The organism is Flavobacterium sp., assembly GCF_035456085.1.
In the GTDB taxonomy this organism is placed as follows: Bacteria; Bacteroidota; Bacteroidia; order Flavobacteriales; family Flavobacteriaceae; genus Flavobacterium.
Genome location: NZ_DATIDY010000173.1, coordinates 38135 through 55796, shown reverse-complemented (window position 1 = coordinate 55796; position 17662 = coordinate 38135). Strand labels below are relative to the sequence as shown.

At 34.2% G+C, this 17662-nt stretch carries 16 protein-coding genes; 12 read left to right on the top strand and 4 right to left on the bottom strand.

Going from position 1 to position 17662, the window contains the following annotated elements:
* From VLC96_RS13305 to alaS, 4 genes are all read right to left on the bottom strand, one after another.
* The coding region (locus tag VLC96_RS13305) for a DUF748 domain-containing protein (RefSeq protein ID WP_491700820.1) at positions 1-1091 on the bottom strand (1091 nt) is incomplete at its 3' end.
* A 305-nt stretch (positions 1092-1396) separates the two neighbouring features.
* Positions 1397-2353 (bottom strand): GSCFA domain-containing protein, encoded by a 957-nt coding sequence (locus tag VLC96_RS13300; protein WP_325263640.1) that lies wholly within the window; start codon positions 2351-2353, stop codon positions 1397-1399.
* Positions 2354-2518: 165 nt separating this feature from the next.
* Entirely contained in the window at positions 2519-2896 is a 378-nt protein-coding gene (locus tag VLC96_RS13295; RefSeq protein ID WP_325263638.1) for a GxxExxY protein, read from the bottom strand.
* A 166-nt stretch (positions 2897-3062) separates the two neighbouring features.
* Positions 3063-5693, bottom strand: coding sequence for an alanine--tRNA ligase (alaS, locus tag VLC96_RS13290; RefSeq protein ID WP_325263637.1), 2631 nt, complete (start codon positions 5691-5693; stop codon positions 3063-3065).
* A gap of 209 nt (positions 5694-5902) precedes the next feature.
* Between alaS and VLC96_RS13285 the strand changes: the two genes are divergently transcribed.
* The 12 genes from VLC96_RS13285 (at position 5903) to pstB (ending at position 17490) form a co-directional block, all read left to right on the top strand.
* Positions 5903-6880 (top strand): peptidoglycan DD-metalloendopeptidase family protein, encoded by a 978-nt coding sequence (locus VLC96_RS13285; RefSeq protein ID WP_325263636.1) that lies wholly within the window; start codon positions 5903-5905, stop codon positions 6878-6880.
* A gap of 148 nt (positions 6881-7028) precedes the next feature.
* Entirely contained in the window at positions 7029-7367 is a 339-nt protein-coding gene (locus VLC96_RS13280; protein WP_325263635.1) for a MerR family transcriptional regulator, read from the top strand.
* A 35-nt stretch (positions 7368-7402) separates the two neighbouring features.
* Positions 7403-7996 (top strand): LemA family protein, encoded by a 594-nt coding sequence (locus tag VLC96_RS13275; RefSeq protein WP_325263633.1) that lies wholly within the window; start codon positions 7403-7405, stop codon positions 7994-7996.
* Positions 7997-8037: 41 nt separating this feature from the next.
* Positions 8038-8475 carry a TPM domain-containing protein gene (locus VLC96_RS13270; RefSeq protein WP_325263631.1) on the top strand — a complete coding sequence of 146 codons (438 nt, stop codon included), beginning with the start codon at positions 8038-8040 and terminating at the stop codon, positions 8473-8475.
* 14 nt (positions 8476-8489) lie between these two features.
* The gene (locus VLC96_RS13265) at positions 8490-9338 is read left to right on the top strand and encodes a TPM domain-containing protein (protein ID WP_325263629.1); all 849 of its coding nucleotides are present in this window, start codon (positions 8490-8492) and stop codon (positions 9336-9338) included.
* 175 nt (positions 9339-9513) lie between these two features.
* The gene (locus tag VLC96_RS13260) at positions 9514-10251 is read left to right on the top strand and encodes a tetratricopeptide repeat protein (RefSeq protein ID WP_325263627.1); all 738 of its coding nucleotides are present in this window, start codon (positions 9514-9516) and stop codon (positions 10249-10251) included.
* A 203-nt stretch (positions 10252-10454) separates the two neighbouring features.
* Positions 10455-10865, top strand: coding sequence for an RrF2 family transcriptional regulator (locus VLC96_RS13255; protein ID WP_325263625.1), 411 nt, complete (start codon positions 10455-10457; stop codon positions 10863-10865).
* A 249-nt stretch (positions 10866-11114) separates the two neighbouring features.
* A complete protein-coding gene (locus tag VLC96_RS13250) occupies positions 11115-13679 on the top strand; it encodes a TonB-dependent receptor (RefSeq protein ID WP_325263623.1) in 2565 nt (854 codons plus the stop codon).
* 74 nt (positions 13680-13753) lie between these two features.
* Positions 13754-14704, top strand: a complete 951-nt coding sequence (locus VLC96_RS13245) for a PstS family phosphate ABC transporter substrate-binding protein (protein WP_325263622.1) — start codon at positions 13754-13756, stop codon at positions 14702-14704.
* Between the two features lie 163 nt (positions 14705-14867).
* Positions 14868-15881: a phosphate ABC transporter permease subunit PstC gene (gene pstC / locus VLC96_RS13240; RefSeq protein WP_325263620.1), complete on the top strand. Its 1014-nt coding sequence runs from the start codon at positions 14868-14870 to the stop codon at positions 15879-15881.
* Positions 15882-15886: 5 nt separating this feature from the next.
* Positions 15887-16732, top strand: coding sequence for a phosphate ABC transporter permease PstA (gene pstA, locus VLC96_RS13235; RefSeq protein ID WP_325263619.1), 846 nt, complete (start codon positions 15887-15889; stop codon positions 16730-16732).
* Complete coding sequence (gene pstB, locus VLC96_RS13230) at positions 16729-17490, top strand: phosphate ABC transporter ATP-binding protein PstB (protein WP_325263618.1); 762 nt, start codon at positions 16729-16731, stop codon at positions 17488-17490. The genes pstA and pstB overlap by 4 nt, the downstream gene beginning before the upstream one ends.
* Positions 17491-17662 lie beyond the last annotated feature (172 nt).

The window sequence follows — 17662 nt, the reverse complement described above, 5'->3', positions numbered from 1 at the left end:
TTCTCGGCTTCGAGATTGAATTTATTTAAATCCAAATGGTAATAATCAATTCCTTTTGCAATTGGTTTAGATTGCATATCATCAAATCGGAAAGCGATATTTTGTAAATTGACATCATTCAATTTTACCTTCCAACCCAATTGTTTAATGGCGGTTGAATCTAAATTCGGCGTTGTGATCTGTTTGTCTTTTGCACCTAAACGAAGATTTCCTTTTAGATTTTTCACTTCGAAAGAATCAAAATCTAAAAGTTGTTTATTCAAATCGATTTCATTCACAGCCAATTCTAAATTCCCTAAGCGAATTCCGGAATCTAATTTCGAATCTTTATTATCGTACAAAACATCAATTTTTGACAAACTGATTTTGTCTAATTTTAATTTGAAATCCTTTCTTTTCGAAATCGTATCAACCGTTTTTACTGAAACCTCAGCGATTTTTTCGACCAGATCCTGATTCAAAACTAATTTCAATCCGTTTAAATTAATATTTGGAATATTGAAATCCATTTTGTCCAAATCAAACTTTTTGAATTTAGTGTCAAAATGAGTGAGTTTTAACCGAATATCATTTTTAGAAAAATCATCTTTAAAATTGAATTTGACATTATCAAGATTGACTTTTACAACCGAAATTTTGAAGGGTTTGCTATTGGGATCTTTAGGTTCATTTGATTCGAATGCTTTAATAATATAATCAAAATTAAAAACGCCCGATTTGTTTCTCGAAATATTGGCCGAAACATTTTCAAGAGAAATAGAATTAATTTCGAGTTCACTGCTCATCAATTTCAACAAATCAACATCAACTTCTAAACGCTTTCCGGCGAGCAAAACGTCTTTTTTTTGATCTTCAAAATAGAATCCTTCCAAGACAACATCTTTGGGAAATTTTATAGAAATATAGTCTAAAGCGACTTTGGTTTTTATTTTTCCTTGTAGATAAGTAACAGCCTTGTCTTTGACAAAATTCTGAATTGGTGGAGTCTGAATGAGAATTATAAGAAGTAGTAAAAGAGCAATTATAGAAGCCACGCACCAAAGCAACACACGTAGTGTTTTTTTTAGAAAATGAATTTGCTTTGTATTCATGGCTCAATAAAACACGTTTAAAATTAAAGTTGGTCATACATTTCCAAACTACCCAATAAAAAATGAACTACATTTGTTTGCAAGACTTTAACTCAACTTTTAGTATCTAAAAAATCTAATCTATGCTAAGCCAATTAATCCCTTTTGAATTTTCTATTGTTTACTTTGTAAAATAGTTGTTTAATACATACAATTTACAAAATTGTAAAAAATATACTCCAACAGTTTATAGAATTATCCCAAAATGTTCTAAAATTCAACTATTATGTAGTTATTTTCTTTCTAGAAATATATATTTAAATACTTTAAAACTCTATGTGAATGAATTTATCCTGTAAAGAATTCATCTTCTGTTTTAAGTTGAATAAAAATTTCTGGTGCTGTTCAGAATTGGGATTAAAGGGGCGATGTTTCAAACTTTTTTGAATACTTTCTACTGCTTCCATTGTATCAAAAGCCATCTCAGAAATTGACGATTCCTTGAAACGTTTCCAAATATAGTCAATTGCCACCTGACTCGGATGCAGCATATCTTCGGCATAAAAACGGTAATCACGCAGTTCGTCCATCATGATTTCGTAGCTGGGAAAATAGATTTTAGATTGCAGATTGGAGTTTTCAGATAGCAAATTGTGAATCACTGTGATTAAATGTGCTTTACTTCTTTGATTTTCGACAAAACCGTCTTTGAGGTGGCGTACTGGTGAAATGGTGAAAATCAAATTGCAATTTGGATTTAATTTTTTGATTAAATCGATAGTATTTTGAATGGCTTTTTTGATAGTTTCAACCAATAATAATTCTTTTGTGAATTGCTTTTGAGGTACTTTATGGCAATTGGCTACGATGTTATCGCTTTCTATATTTCGATACACCCACGAAGTTCCGTATGTAATGATGATGTGTGTCGCAGCTATTAATTGTTGTCTTGTTGTTTCAAGAATCTGGTTTAAACTTTCAAGAAATTGTTCTTTGTTTGTATTACTCAAATCCGAATGCACTTCGAAACTATGCCAACGTTCGTTATGAAAAAAAATATCTTCTTCGGTAAATGCTTTTTCACTAACCACTCTCTCGATAATTTTCTCAATAGAAACTGGATTGAAAATAATTCCAAAAGGATTAGTCTCACTTTGAAATTTAAAATATTTAAATTTATTACCCATATTCTCGGCAAAACAAGATCCCAATGAGACTATTTTGGAGTTGTAGTCAATTGGATTGGAATTTTTCGGAATATCGATTTTGGTTCGGAAGTTCATTTTTTTTTCTAATCTGTCAATTCTCGGGCAAAGTCATTTGGCAAAGCTCTCTTTTCTCGCAAAGACGCAGAGGCGCAAAGTATAAAGCGGTTTTCTTTGCGTCTCTGCGCCTTTGCGAGACACAAATTTAACAAAATATTACTTTACCTATAGCGAGTAAAAAGACTAAAGATTATTTACGATTCTTGTAATTCCGTTTTTTATCAATGATTCATTGAAATTAATCAGCAATCCTAATTTCATCTCCGTCACTTTTAGATAAGTCAAAAGTTGTTTAGGATGTACTTTTGCAAGCTCTTCAACTGATTTTATTTCTACAATCACTTTGTCTTCAATTATCAAATCAGTTCTAAAGCCGATATCCAAAAATACTTCATCCCAAATAACTGGTAATGGCTTTTGTCTTTCAACATTTAAACCTCGTTTAGTTAATTCATAATAAAGGATTGCCTCATAAACCGACTCCAATAGTCCAGGCCCTAGTTTAGTATGAATTTTATAAGAAACATCAACAATAATCCTAGAAATTTCGTTTTCAGTCATATTTGCATTTCTTGCCAATATACTAAAAATCTTGCAAAAAAATATTAACTGAACTGGAATAAAGAGTTTAAAAAAAATCTCGCAAAGACACAAAGCCGCAAAGATTAAACTTATTCCTTTGCGTCTCTGCGACTTTGCGAGACAATATTTTCAAAAAAACTGCGAGTTATTTCACAAACTCAATCGCTTTTTCCAAAGCTTCTGCAATTCCATCAACATTTTTACCTCCTGCGGTAGCAAAGAAAGGCTGACCTCCACCACCACCTTGAATGTATTTCCCTAATTCTCGAACCACTTGGCCAGCGTTAAGTTTTTTATCGGCAACTAATTCTTTAGAAATATAACAAGACAACGTTGGTTTCCCTTCATGAGCGGTAGCCAATACTAAAAAGATATTTGAACCCAAGTTTCCTAATTCATAAGCCAAGTCTTTAGCTCCTTCCGGACTCAAATCAACTTGTTTGGCTAAGAACTGGATTCCGTTAATTTCTTGTAATTCTTTAGCCAATTCGCCTTTCATATTTTTAGCTTTATCTTTCAATAAAACTTCCAATTGTTTTTTCAAAGAAGCGTTTTCGTCTTGCAGTGATTGAATCGCTTTTACAGGATCTACGGCATTTTTCAATACTTCTTTGATTTCTGCAAAAGATATCAATTGAGATTCAAAAAACTCTTTGGCAGCATCACTTGTAATCGCCTCAATACGACGAATTCCGGCAGCAACAGCTCCTTCTGAAACAATTTTGAAATGCCAAATATCACTTGTATTCGGAACGTGTGTCCCGCCACATAATTCAACAGAATCTCCAAATTTAATCATACGAACTAAATCGCCATATTTTTCTCCAAACAAAGCAATTGCACCTTCTTCAATCGCTTGATCTTTTGGAATGCGTCTTTTTTCAATTAAAGGCAAGCTCTCTCGGATTCTGGCGTTAACAAATGCCTCTACTTCTTTAATTTCTTCATCAGTTACTTTAGAGAAATGAGAGAAGTCAAAACGTAAAGATGCATTACGCACCATAGAACCTTTTTGCTCAATATGTGTTCCTAGTATTTTGCGTAATCCTTGGTGCAACAAATGTGTTGCTGAGTGATTAGCAGAAGTTTTTGCTCTTTGCTTTTGATCTACAACTGCTGTAAAACTTTCGGTTAAATTATCAGGCAACGATTGTGCAAGATGTATCGTTTGATTATTTTCTTTTTTGGTATCAATAATGTAAATGATATCTCCGTTTTGTGCTTCGAGATATCCTTTATCTCCTGTTTGCCCTCCGCTTTCTCCATAAAAAGGAGTCGCATTGAAAACCAACTGATAGATTTCACCATCTTTTACACTATCAACTCTACGGTATTTTGTGATTTTAACGGTGTGTTTCAAACGGTCGTAACCTACAAATTCCTGTTCATCATCTTCAATCAAGATATTCCAGTCACCAGCAGTCACTTTGGATGCTGCACGAGAGCGCTCCTTTTGTAATTGCAATTGTTCCTGGAAACCTTTTTCGTCCAATTCCAATCCTTTTTCAGATAAAATCAAGGCTGTTAAATCAATTGGAAAACCGTAAGTATCATACAATTCGAAAGCTTTTTTACCATCAATAACATTCCCTGAATTGTTATTAATCACTGCATCAAGTAAAACTAAACCTTGGTCTAATGTTCTCAAAAATGAACTTTCCTCTTCGCGAATTACATTCGAGCATAATGCTTTTTGTGAACGGATTTCTGGAAACGAACCACTCATTTGAGTACTCAATGTTTCGACTAATTTGTAGATAAAAGGTTCTTTGGTATCTAAGAAAGTAAATCCGTAACGAATAGCACGACGCAAAATTCTACGGATTACATAACCAGCTCCAGTATTTGATGGCAATTGTCCATCAGCAATTGCAAAAGCTACTGCACGAACGTGATCTGCAATAACACGAATCGCGATATTTACCTTTTCTTCGGCTTCGTCTTTTGCTTTTACAGTATATTTTGTTCCGGTAATAGTTTCGATTTCACGAATTAGTGGCGTAAATACATCTGTATCATAATTTGATTGAACTCCTTGCAAAACCATACAAAGACGCTCAAATCCCATTCCGGTATCTACGTGTTGAGCAGGCAATTTCTCTAAAGAACCATCGGCTTTACGATTGAATTCCATAAATACATTATTCCAGATTTCAACTACGTGTGGATGATCAGCATTTACTAACGATTTCCCAGAAACCAAAGCTTTTTCTTCAGCAGAACGAATATCCACGTGAATTTCAGAACAAGGTCCACAAGGTCCCTGATCTCCCATTTCCCAGAAATTGTCTTTTTTGTTTCCAAGAATGATTCGGTCTTCGTCAATTAATTCTTTCCAAATATCCCAAGCTTCCTGATCAAAAGGCACATTTTCGTCTGGATTTCCTTCAAAAACAGAAACGTAAAGAATGTCTTTTGGTATTTTATACACTTCGGTCAATAATTCCCAAGCCCAGTGAATTGCTTCTTTTTTGAAATAATCGCCAAAAGACCAGTTCCCCAACATTTCGAACATCGTGTGGTGGTAAGTATCAATACCTACTTCTTCAAGGTCATTATGTTTTCCTGAAACACGAAGACATTTTTGCGTATCAGCAATTCTTTTACTTTTTGGTGTTCCAAGCCCTAAGAAATATTCTTTGAACTGCGCCATTCCGGAGTTATTGAACATCAAAGTTGGATCATCTTTAAGAACGATTGGAGCTGATGGAACGATTAAATGTCCTTTGCTCTCGAAAAAATCTAGGAATTGCTTGCGTACGTCTTGTGATTTCATATTTAAATTAGAAAATGTGATAATTTGAAAATGTGGTAATTAAAAAATGTGACAATGTGATAATTAAAAATTATCTAATTATTAAATTGACACATTATCAAATTACCTAATTATTTATTCTTGAAAAAAAGCAGCCAACATCTGAAACATTTATTAATTTTGTTCGACTTACCTTATAACTAATTTGCAAAAATAGGGTATTTTAAAATATGGCGAAAGTAAAATATTATTACGATTCAGTTAATCTGGCCTATCGAAAAATAAAAACCAGAAAAAGAAAAAAATTTGGTTATGCTGTCCTGTTTTTATTGGCTTCGGCGTTGTTTGGTTTTTTGACATTCGTAATACTTTTGAACACACCATATTTTGACACCCCAAAAGATCGTACATTAGAACGTGAATTAGAAAATTTGAAATTGAATTATGCCATTTTAAATAAAAAAATGGACCAGATTGATGATGTCGTTGAAGATCTTGAAGAACGTGACAACAATGTTTACAGGACTTATTTTAATACTGCCGCAATTCCTACGGAAGAGAGAAAATCGGGGTATTCTAAAATAAATCGTTATGCGGCTTTGCAAGGCTACGACAATTCGACATTGGTAATAAATACAACCGAACGAATTGATGCTTTGAGTAAAGAATTAGCGATTCAATCGAAATCATTGGATCAGATTTTGAAATTAGCCAAAGCTAAAGACAAATTGTTATCGGCAATTCCGGCGATTCAGCCTGTAAAAAATGAAAATTTAAAACGAATGGCTTCTGGTTTTGGTTATAGAACCGATCCATTTACCAAGGCTAGAAAAATGCACGAAGGAATGGATTTTACAGCTAAATCGGGGACTCCCATTTATGCCACAGGTGATGGTATTGTGGAAAGAGCTGATAATACCGCTTCGGGATATGGAAATCATATTGTGATACGACATGGATATGGCTACGAAACTCTGTATGCTCATTTAAGCAAATACAATTGCAGACCAGGAAAATCGGTAAAACGAGGAGATGTCATCGGATATGTTGGTAGCACAGGAAGATCGGAAGCGCCACATTTGCATTATGAAGTTCATAAAAATGGAAAGGTCGTCAATCCGCTTAATTTTTATTATGGCAATATTTCGGCTGTGGAATACGTTGCTATTTCAAAAATTGCTAATCAGGAGAATCAGTCTTTAGATTAGTTGTTTAATACTTAGTCCCTAGTTGGATATAATAAAAAGAAAATATAGAATTATAGAATATACAGGTTATAGAATTGTAAACTAAGGACTAATAGCTAAGAACTAAAGACTAGGAACTAAAAAATAACCTCTAAGAACTAAAATAAAAATGCACATAGAATTATCACCAGATAAACGATATTACAGTATAGGCGAAGTAGCCAAAGCTTTTAATGTGAATGCCTCTCTGATTCGTTTTTGGGATAGCGAATTTGATATTCTGAGACCAAAGAAAAATGCAAAAGGAAATAGAATGTTCACTCCTGAAGATGTTAAAAATCTGCAATTAATTTATCATTTGGTCAAAGAAAGAGGATTCACTTTGGAAGGCGCAAAGATTCATTTGAAAGAAGGTCAAAAGAAAACAATGGATAAATTTGAAATTATAAGTAAATTAGAATCCATAAAAATGCAATTAATTAGTATTAAAAACGAATTACAACAATAAATTAAAACAAACAATCAACTTTAAATTTAACAAACATGGATTTTAAAAAATTTTTACCTTGGATAATTGGAATAGTAGTAATTATTGGAATTTACAGCTGGGTCAAAGGAATAAACAACACAGCTGTTAATCTGAGCCAAAATGTTGAGCAATCATGGGGAGATGTCCAAACGGCTTACCAAAGACGAAATGACCTTATTGGAAACTTGGTAAATACTGTAAAAGGAGCTGCCGATTTTGAAAAAAGCACTCTAACAGCTGTTATCGAAGCTCGTGCAAAAGCAACTTCTGTTACTGTTGACCCAACAAACATTACTCCAGAACAATTAGCAGCATTTAATTCTGCTCAAAGTGGCGTAAGCAGCTCTTTGTCAAAATTATTAGTTACTGTAGAAAAATATCCAGATCTGAAAGCCAACGAAAACTTCTTAAAACTACAAGACGAATTGGCTAGTACAGAGAATCAAATTCTAACAGCCCGTACTCGTTTTAACGAAGCTGTTAAACCATATAATACTCATATTAAAACATTCCCGAACTCTATTTTTGCAGGAATGTTTGGCTTCAAAGAAAAAGCATATTTCCAATCAGTTGCTGGTGCAGAAAAGCCTGTTGAAGTAAAATTCTAAAAACCTGACCCCGCTTCGGCGGGGTTTTTAAAACCAATGCGATGTCAAAAGTAGAAGATTTTTTAAGCGCAGAAGATGAACAAGAAATTGTTGAAGCTATTCGTTTAGCCGAAAAAAACACTTCTGGGGAAATTAGGGTTCATATAGAAAAAACAACTTCATTAGATGCCTATGATCGCGCCTTAGAAGTTTTTGAGCAATTAAAAATGGATGAAACCGAATTGAAAAATGGCGTTTTAATCTATTTGGCAATCGAAGACAAAACTTTTGTGATTTGTGGCGATAAAGGAATCAATGATATTGTCACCAACACTTTTTGGGACAGCACTCGTGACATCATGATTGCACAATTCAAACAAGGAAATTTTAAACAAGGATTGATCGATGGTATTATGAAAGCTGGAGAAAAACTCAAGGAGCATTTCCCTTGGCAAGAAGGTGATACCAACGAATTATCTAACGAAATATCAAGAGGATAATGGAAAGAATGCAGATGGCAGTTAACAGAAAAAAAAATACAGCAAGTATAAAACACAAAACAGGATGGAAATTATTTGTATTCCTAGTTTTATTTCTAAATAGTGGTTTTCTATTTGCTCAATTTGATATTCCGGAAAAACCTAGTTTTCAAACTTCGGTTTATGATTATGCTAATGTTTTAAGTCCAGAGGAAAAATCTCAACTTGAAGAGAAACTGATCAAATATTCAGATTCTACCACTACTCAAATTGTAATCATCACAATTGAAAGTTTAAAGAATGAAAACATCAACATCTTAGCCACCAATTGGGGACAAAAATGGGGAGTTGGAGGAACTGCAAAAGATGATAACGGTGTCATTATTCTTTTGGCAAAAAACGAAAGAAAAATAGCGATCAATCCTGGTTACGGCCTTGAAGATCGTTTGACCGCTGGAATTGGTGGAGAAATAATTCGAAATATTATTATTCCAGAATTTAAAGCAGGAAGTTATTACCGTGGTTTAGACAAAGGAACCGATGCGCTTTTTGATGTTTTTAAAGGCAAATATAAAGGCGAACGCAAACAACAATCTAAAGAAAAAGATTTTCCTATTTTTCCGATCATTGTAATTATCATCATTGTTTTAATACTATTATCTAAAAACAAAGGTGGCGGAAGCGGAAATTCTGGAAACCGTGGTGGCGGACCAAGCCTTATGGATGTTATTCTCCTAAGTAGCCTTGGAAGAGGCGGCGGAGGTGGTTTCGGCGGAGGTTTTGGCGGATCATCAGGCGGAGGTTTTGGTGGCGGCGGAGGCGGCTTCGGTGGAGGATTTGGCGGAGGTGGATTCTCCGGTGGAGGCTCAAGCGGAGGCTGGTAAAATCATTACAAATACATATTAAACCATCCAACTCGGATGGTTTATTTGTTTATTACAAAATCACTTTTTTAAAAACTTGAGCATTTATAACTAAAAAACATTAGTTTTAAACCATTAAACAACTACATATCAACTTATGAAAATTTATCTCTTTTTATTTATATTTTGCTCTTGCATGTCTGTTCATTCACAAGATCTTTCCGGAATTGACGAAAAAGAAATTCCACAAGAAATTGAAAGTATAGATGCTCTAATCCTAAAAGAACCAAAGGCTGATAACTATTACATAAGAGGATATTATTATTATCAAATTAAAAATTATTCAAAGGCAATAGCTGATTATGACAAAGCAATAGCAATAAATCCAAACAATTATAAATTTTATTACAGCAAGGGCAATACGAATATCAAACTAAAAAATTACAGGCAAGCGATAGAAGATTACACAAAATGTATTGCTTTAAATGATTCTTTACAAAAAGCCTACTTCAATAGAGCCTTTTCCAAATCAATGATTTATGATTCAAAATCTGCAATAGAAGATTATTCTAAAGCTATTTCGTTGAACTCAAAATATCTACAAGCTTATGAGAACAGGGGAATTATTAAAAGAAAATTAAACTTACACAAAGAAGCCATTAAAGATTTTGACAAAGTAATTGAAATCAACCCAAAATTTGTAGAAGCTTATCAAAATAGAGCAATTTCAAAAGCCATACTTAATATAGATGCCACAACCGATTTTGATCAAGTAGTAAATTTAACGCCAAAAGATCCGGAAGGATATTACAATAGAGCAATCTATTTTATCAATTATAAAATCAAAAGAGATTATTGTTCTGATTTGAAAAAAGCATCAAGCTTAAACTATGAACCTTCAATAGAATTACTAGTTAAATATTGTAAAAAGTAGACATTTTTCCTTATCAAAAGATGATACCCATATCTTAATGTTGCACAATATTAAATATCAAAACTTACTTTGGAAAAAGATAAAAGTCAATAAAATTTAAATTTAAATAAAATTAAAAAAATAGCTATATTTGGCTCTTCAAAAACGAATATCAACAAAGAATTCTAACATTTTGTAATAATTAACACCATTAATTATCCTCTATGCTTTCACATAAAACTAAATATGCACTTAAAGCCTTACTTTATTTAGCACAACAAGATGAAAATCATATTTCTAGAACTATTGAAATTGCAGAAGGCGCCAATATTCCAAAAAAATTTTTAGAGCAAATTCTTTTGGATTTAAAAAGAGGCCATTTTGTAGGAAGCAAACAAGGGAAATATGGTGGTTATTATCTTTTAAAAGATAAAGAAGCAATCACTTTGGCAGATATTCATCGTCTTTTTGATGGTGCAATTGCATTATTACCATGTGCTTCATTAAATTTTTATGAGCGTTGTTCAGATTGTGGCGATGAGGACGAATGCCACTTACGACACGGGTTAATGACGATTCGTGACGAAACTTTGAAAGCTATGCAAGGCATCACAATAGCCTCATTAGTCAAATAATAAAAAAATATTTTTAAAACCCTAGTAACTTTATAGATTAAATTATATATTTGCACTGGATTTAATTTTTGATTAACTAACAAAAAAGAAACATGCAAACAAATCAACTTAAAAAATTTGAAGTCAGGAATACTATTGTCAATATCCATTTATTAGAAAACAATACCCTGAAGTGTTGTATGTGTAGCTGCTAGACGATAAAAAAAATTTAAATTTAAATTCTACTAATTACATATAACATACCTAATAATGAGAACTATTAAATCAATTTCTACTCTTTTACTTATATTATTTTTTTCGAGTTCATGGGCTCAAAGTCAAATCACAGGAATCGTAACAGACAATCAAAAAAATGCATTGCCAGGTGCAAACATTATTATAAAAGGCACAAAATACAATACCACATCTGATGCTGAAGGAAAATTTAGCATTGACACTCACGAAAAACTTCCTATTACCCTAATAATACAATACGTCGGCTATACTAGCAATCAAGTAAAAATTAGCCAGCCAACTGAAGCTCCCTTAGAGATAAGTCTAGCTCCTGAAGGCGAAAATGTTTTAGTTGAAGTTGTTGTTTCTTCCAGACGTAGAATCGAAAAAGCGCAGGATGTGCCAATCGCAGTCTCTGTAGTTACTGGTAAACAGGCTGAACAAGTGGGTGCATTTAACGTAAATCGCATTAAAGAATTGGTTCCATCTGTACAGCTTTATTCTTCAAATCCAAGAAATACAGGAATTAACATTCGTGGTCTGGGATCACCTTTCGGATTAACCAATGACGGTATTGATCCAGGTGTAGGTTTCTATGTTGATGGTGTGTATTATGCACGTCCAGCAGCAACAACCCTGGATTTTATCGATGTAGATCAAATAGAGGTATTGCGCGGACCACAAGGAACTTTGTTTGGTAAAAATACAACTTCGGGTGCTTTTAATATCACTTCACGCAAACCTAGCTTCACTTCTGGAGCTGACTTTGAAGTAAGCTATGGAAATTATAACTATTTACAAGCTAAGGCTTCGGTAACAGGTGGATTGACTAGTAAAATTGCAGGAAGATTATCTTTTTCTGGAACGCAACGTGATGGTATTATTGATAATGTTAGAACAGGAAAACCAACAAATACATTAAACAATCAAGGTATTAGAGGACAATTACTTTATAAGCCAACAGAAAATACAAATATTACGTTAGCAGGAGATATCACAACTCAGCATAATGACGGGTACGCTCAGGTTGTTGCAGGTGTTGCTCCAACAAATAGAGTTCCACAACGTCAATTTAACGCAATTATTGCTGATTTAAACTACCAACTTCCAAGCTTAAATGCTTTCGATCGTAAAATTGACCATGATACTCCATGGCGTTCGAACCAAGATTTAGGAGGTGCTTCGCTGAATGTTGACACAAAAATTGGAAACGGAACTCTAACTTCTACAACTGCATGGAGATTCTGGACTTGGGATCCATCCAATGACAGAGATTTTACAGGTCTGCAACAACTTGCCAAATCACAAAATCCTTCTAGACAAACTCAATTTACACAAGAGGTTCGTTATGCTGGTCAGATTACAACAAAAATTAGTGGTGTTGCTGGTGTGTTTTACATTGACCAAACATCAAAAACAAACGGTACTGAAGAATCAGGAAATGCACAATGGAGATTTGCTCAAGACTCATTTACACCAGCAAATACTGCATTATGGAAAACACCAGGCCTTTTTGAAGGATATGGAATACATACAGATGCTCAAATACATTCTACAAGTGCGGCAGTATTTGGTCAATTAGACTGGGCCATAACAGACAAACTACACTTATTACCAGGTTTAAGATACAACTACGACAAGAAAGATGCAGATTATGACCGTAAAACATACGGAGGACTTCAAACCACTGACCCTGCATTAATTGCGTTAAAAAAGAAAGTATATACAGATCAAAATTTCTCATCTGATAATGACGATACGGACTTCTCTGGAAACATAACAGTATCATACAAAGTAAATAACAAAATCAATGCTTATGGTACTTTCGCAAAAAGTTACAAACCTATCGGGGTAAACGTAGCCGGACTTCCAACTCCTGCTGCGGGACAAACTTTAGGAGACCTTGCAACTGTCAAACCTGAAGATGTAACGCATTATGAATTTGGAGTAAAAACTTCTCCAATTGCAAACTCAATATTGAACTTAACGTACTTTAACACTGATATTAGAGATTTTCAAACTAACGTTCAGGCTGCTGAATTAGGCGTAAACCGCGGATATCTTGCTAATGCTGACGAAGTACGAGTACAAGGTGTGGAATTAGATTTCAGTTTTGCCCTTAACAAACATTTCAATTTCTATGGTGCTGGAACTTATAATGACGGTAAGTATGTGAAATTTACAAATGCTCCACTTCCTCTTGAAGAAACAGGGTCTTCAGTATCCTTTAAAGATGTTTCAGGAACAGCTTTACCAGGAGTTTCAAAATGGGCAGGAAGCTTAAGTAGTGAATATACAAAAGACGCAAAATTCTTTTCAAACGCAGGGAAATTCTTTGTAGCAATTGATGGTTATGCTCGTTCTGAATTCTCATCAAGCCCATCTGCTTCTAAATATTTAGTGGTTCCTGGATATGCAATATTTAATGCCCGTTTAGGTTTCCGTGCAACAGAAGGTCTATCTATTCATGCTTGGGGACGTAACCTTTTAAACAAAGATTATTATGAGCAATTATTACCAGCTGGAGGAAATGCAGGACAATATGCTGCAGTATTGGGAGATCAATTGACTTACGGAGTAACATTACGCTACTCGCTGTAAAAATCTTAAAATTCAAAAATTAGTAAGATGTCTTTTTTACTAATTTTTGTTTTTTCAAATAAATTAAAAGAGAGATGAAAAGATCAAAAAAAGGATTATTAGCATTTATAATTCTGATAATCACAGCAAACTTTGCTCCTACAAAAGCTTCGGCACAAGATTTATCGGGGAGTATAAGTATCTCGGGAGCATTTGCCTTATACCCTATTACAGTAAAATGGGCAGAAGAATTTAAGAAACAACATCCAAAAGTAAAAATAGATATTCAAGCCGGAGGTGCCGGAAAAGGAATCACGGATGTATTATCGAAAGTAACAGATGTTGGTTTAGTTTCCCGTGATTTAAATAATGCAGAACTCAAAAAAAAGGCTTTTGCCATTGCTGTTACTAAAGATGCTGTAATTCCGACCATAAGTGCTAGTAGCCCATTCAAAGCGGTACTTTATAAAAGAGGAATAAAAAAAGAGGCGCTGAATAATATCTTCATCACAGGCAAATACAAAACCTGGAATACTTTGGGATTCACAAGCCCTGCACCAATACATGTTTACACTCGTTCCGATGCTGCTGGTGCAGCCGAAACCTGGGCACACTATTTTGGTAAAAAACAAGAAGATTTACAGGGAGTTGCAGTTTTTGGAGATCCTGGATTGGCACAAGCTGTAAAAAGGGATCCATCTGGTATAGGTTTTAATAACATTGTATATGTTTATGATACGAAAACCAACAAACCAACTAATGGTGTTGTTCCGATTCCTATTGATTTAAACAATAATGGAAAATTAGATCCAAATGAAAATTTCTACGGTGACATCAATCAATTGATAGCTGCTGTTGCTGCTGGAAAATATCCATCGCCGCCAGCTAGAGATTTATATTTTGTTACCAATGGAAAGCCAAGCAATCCAATTGTAAAAGCTTTTATAAAATACATCCTAACAGATGGTCAAAAATATGTTTCAGAAGCTGGGTATATCAAACTTACTAAAGAAAAATTGACTACTGAATTAGCAAAGGTCAAATAACATCATTTAAACGAATTGATTTGGTTAGTTTTTTTGGGAAGAAGTAAGGGACTCTTATTTTGGTTAGGGGAGTCCCGCACTCTTCGCAAAATTTTCCTTTTTTAAAGAAAAAAATAACTGAAATAAAATTCTACGATCAGATGTAAGATAAAAAAATAAGATCATGGCATCATCAACAAATACAATCAGACTCGGATCTTTAAGTAAAAATTCCACGCTAAGACAACTACTGAAAATCGTGAGGCATTTTCAAAAGCTTTTTCGGGTGTTTTATTCCAATTCTTTTAAAAATAAAAGATTACTAAAAGACCGATTGGTAAATAAAACATTTCTGGGTTTTACGCTTTTGTCAATCTCAATTGTAGTGTTAATTGCCATAGGATTGTTTTATAAATCATTGCCGCTTTTAAGCAGCGCATCTCTTTACGATTTATTATTTTCATCAGAATGGAAACCTTTTAAAGCAGCTTTTGGATTTTATCCATTTATTGTTGGGACACTTTGGGTAACAGCAATTTCGATAATAATTGCTTTGCCATTATCGATCCTCACCGCGATTTATCTTTCGGAATATGCTCATGCGCGTGTTCGCAAATTGGTCTTACCGTTAATCGAATTACTTTCTGGAATTCCTCCAGTGCTTTATGGAGTATGGGGAGTCTTGGTGATTGTTCCTTTAATTCAAGATAAAATAGCAACCCATTTTGTAGAATTTTCAACAGGATATTCGGTTTTGGCAGGAGGTATTGTTTTGGCTATTATGATTTTCCCATTGATAATAAGCATTGTCATTGAGGTGTTTGATAATGTTCCTGAAGATTTGCGCAATGCATCATTATCTTTGGGAGCAACACAATGGCAAACCACTAAAAAAGTGGTTCTTCGCAAATCATTCGACGGAATTCTAGCAGCTGTTGTACTTGCTATTTCGAGAGCTTTCGGAGAGACAATCGCTGTTTTGATGGTCTGCGGAAATTTGGCACAAATTCCCCAAAGCATATTTGATTCTGGCTATCCATTACCAGCGCTGATTGCTAATAATTATGGTGAAATGATGTCTATTCCAATGTATGATTCGGCGCTAATGTTTGCGGCTCTGCTCCTATTCGTTATTATCTTTTTGTTTAATACTATTTCGAGAGTTATTCTATATCGAATCGAAAAAAGAAACACTTAATCCCAATGGAAGCTAGAAAAATAGAAGAAAATATTTTCCGAGTTGTAATGATTTTGAGCACTATTGTCATCAGTAGCACTTTGTTCATGATCGTGTATACGCTTTTTTCAAAAGGAGTCGGATCGTTAAGTTGGGATATGGTTTCCAAAATTCCAGAAGGCGGTTTTTACATAGGGAAAGGTGGTGGAATTTTGAATGCGATTGTTGGTTCAATTTACATCACGTTGGGTTCGACTTTTTTGGGACTTTTAATCAGTTTACCGATTGTAATTTATATTAATGTTTATGCTAAAAGAAATGCCACTTTAGCAACAATTACCCGATTGAGTTCCGATATATTGTTTGGAATTCCATCGATTGTGTATGGCGCTTTTGGTTTTACGATCATGGTTTATATGGGATTGAAAACTTCCTTACTTGCCGGAATTATTACAGTGACATTGATGATCATTCCGATATTGGTTCGAGCCATTGACGAAGTAGTTCGCGTAGTTCCGGAAGATATGTCTAATGCGGTTTTTTCACTTGGAGGAACCCGTTATGAATCTGCAAAAATCATATTAAGACAATCTATTCCCGGAATTGTAACGGCAATATTGCTTTCTTTTGGAAGAGCGATTGGTGATGCTGCTTGTGTATTATTTACTGCTGGATTTACAGATAGCATCCCAACATCATTGGATCAACCGGCGGCAACTTTGCCATTATCCATATTCTTTCAATTGAGCAGTCCTATTCAAGAAGTTCAAAACCGCGCCTATGCTGCGGCGGCCATTTTAACAATTATAGTTTTGACTATTAATGTTATTGCCAAAATAGCCAGCAAAAACCTTTCAAAAAATAAAATATGATTATTCAACCACACATAAGTATTCAAAATTTAAATGTTCATATTGGTGATAACCATATTTTAAAGAACATTAATCTTGACATTCCAGATAAGAAAGTAACGTCTTTGATTGGCCCATCTGGTTGTGGAAAAACCACGCTTTTAAAAACCATGAACCGATTATTGGACCGACAAAATGATGTAAAAGTAAAAGGCAAAGTTTTGGTGGATGGCGAAAATATTTATGATCCGAAAGCCGAAGTTACCCACATTCGAAAAAAAATGGGTTTGTTATCGCAAAGACCTTTTCCGTTACCAATGAATATTTATGATAATATTGCTTATGGGCAAAGAATTCATGGTAACAATAAAAAAAGTGACCTTGACGAAATCGTCGAAAAATACCTTCGTGGAGTCAACCTTTGGGACGAAGTTAAAGACAGGTTAAAAACACCAGCAACCCGATTATCGATAGGGCAACAACAGCGATTGTGTTTGGCAAGAGGACTGGCTATTGAACCCGAAATAATTCTGGGAGATGAACCAACATCAGCATTGGATCCGATTTCGACACAGTATATTGAAGAATTATTTTTGGAATTAAAAGATAAATATACAATCGTTTTGGTTACACACATTTTGCGTCAGGCAAGAAGGGTTTCTGATTATATTGGTTTTGTTTACATGGGAGAAATTATTGAATTTGGCCCTACAGAAGAAATACTTTTGAACCCAAAAGAGAAATTGACACAGGATTATGTGAAAGGTTTTTTGGTTTAGCGAAACTGTTTCGAATGTTGCCCGGGGTTCGGGTAACAAGATTGCAACGGATAGCAGGTATCAGCTCCAAATTATACTGATAGACTATTAATTTTGCCATTGTTTTTGAAACCTTCTTAAACAATTCGATTCTCTATAGAGTTTGCGTACATTTGCGAAAAAAATTGAGAAT

Excerpts from the sequence above, each read along its gene's own strand:
- VLC96_RS13285 (WP_325263636.1), top strand. The coding sequence starts at position 5,903 with ATGGCGAAAGTAAAATATTATTACGATTCAGTTAATCTGGCCTATCGA.
- VLC96_RS13250 (WP_325263623.1), top strand. The coding sequence starts at position 11,115 with ATGAGAACTATTAAATCAATTTCTACTCTTTTACTTATATTATTTTTT.
- VLC96_RS13270 (WP_325263631.1), top strand. The coding sequence starts at position 8,038 with ATGTCAAAAGTAGAAGATTTTTTAAGCGCAGAAGATGAACAAGAAATT.
- VLC96_RS13275 (WP_325263633.1), top strand. The coding sequence starts at position 7,403 with ATGGATTTTAAAAAATTTTTACCTTGGATAATTGGAATAGTAGTAATT.
- VLC96_RS13265 (WP_325263629.1), top strand. The coding sequence starts at position 8,490 with ATGGCAGTTAACAGAAAAAAAAATACAGCAAGTATAAAACACAAAACA.
- VLC96_RS13300 (WP_325263640.1), bottom strand. The coding sequence starts at position 2,353 with ATGAACTTCCGAACCAAAATCGATATTCCGAAAAATTCCAATCCAATT.
- VLC96_RS13295 (WP_325263638.1), bottom strand. The coding sequence starts at position 2,896 with ATGACTGAAAACGAAATTTCTAGGATTATTGTTGATGTTTCTTATAAA.
- pstB (WP_325263618.1), top strand. The coding sequence starts at position 16,729 with ATGATTATTCAACCACACATAAGTATTCAAAATTTAAATGTTCATATT.
- pstC (WP_325263620.1), top strand. The coding sequence starts at position 14,868 with ATGGCATCATCAACAAATACAATCAGACTCGGATCTTTAAGTAAAAAT.
- VLC96_RS13255 (WP_325263625.1), top strand. The coding sequence starts at position 10,455 with ATGCTTTCACATAAAACTAAATATGCACTTAAAGCCTTACTTTATTTA.
- VLC96_RS13245 (WP_325263622.1), top strand. The coding sequence starts at position 13,754 with ATGAAAAGATCAAAAAAAGGATTATTAGCATTTATAATTCTGATAATC.
- alaS (WP_325263637.1), bottom strand. The coding sequence starts at position 5,693 with ATGAAATCACAAGACGTACGCAAGCAATTCCTAGATTTTTTCGAGAGC.
- VLC96_RS13260 (WP_325263627.1), top strand. The coding sequence starts at position 9,514 with ATGTCTGTTCATTCACAAGATCTTTCCGGAATTGACGAAAAAGAAATT.
- VLC96_RS13280 (WP_325263635.1), top strand. The coding sequence starts at position 7,029 with ATGCACATAGAATTATCACCAGATAAACGATATTACAGTATAGGCGAA.
- pstA (WP_325263619.1), top strand. The coding sequence starts at position 15,887 with ATGGAAGCTAGAAAAATAGAAGAAAATATTTTCCGAGTTGTAATGATT.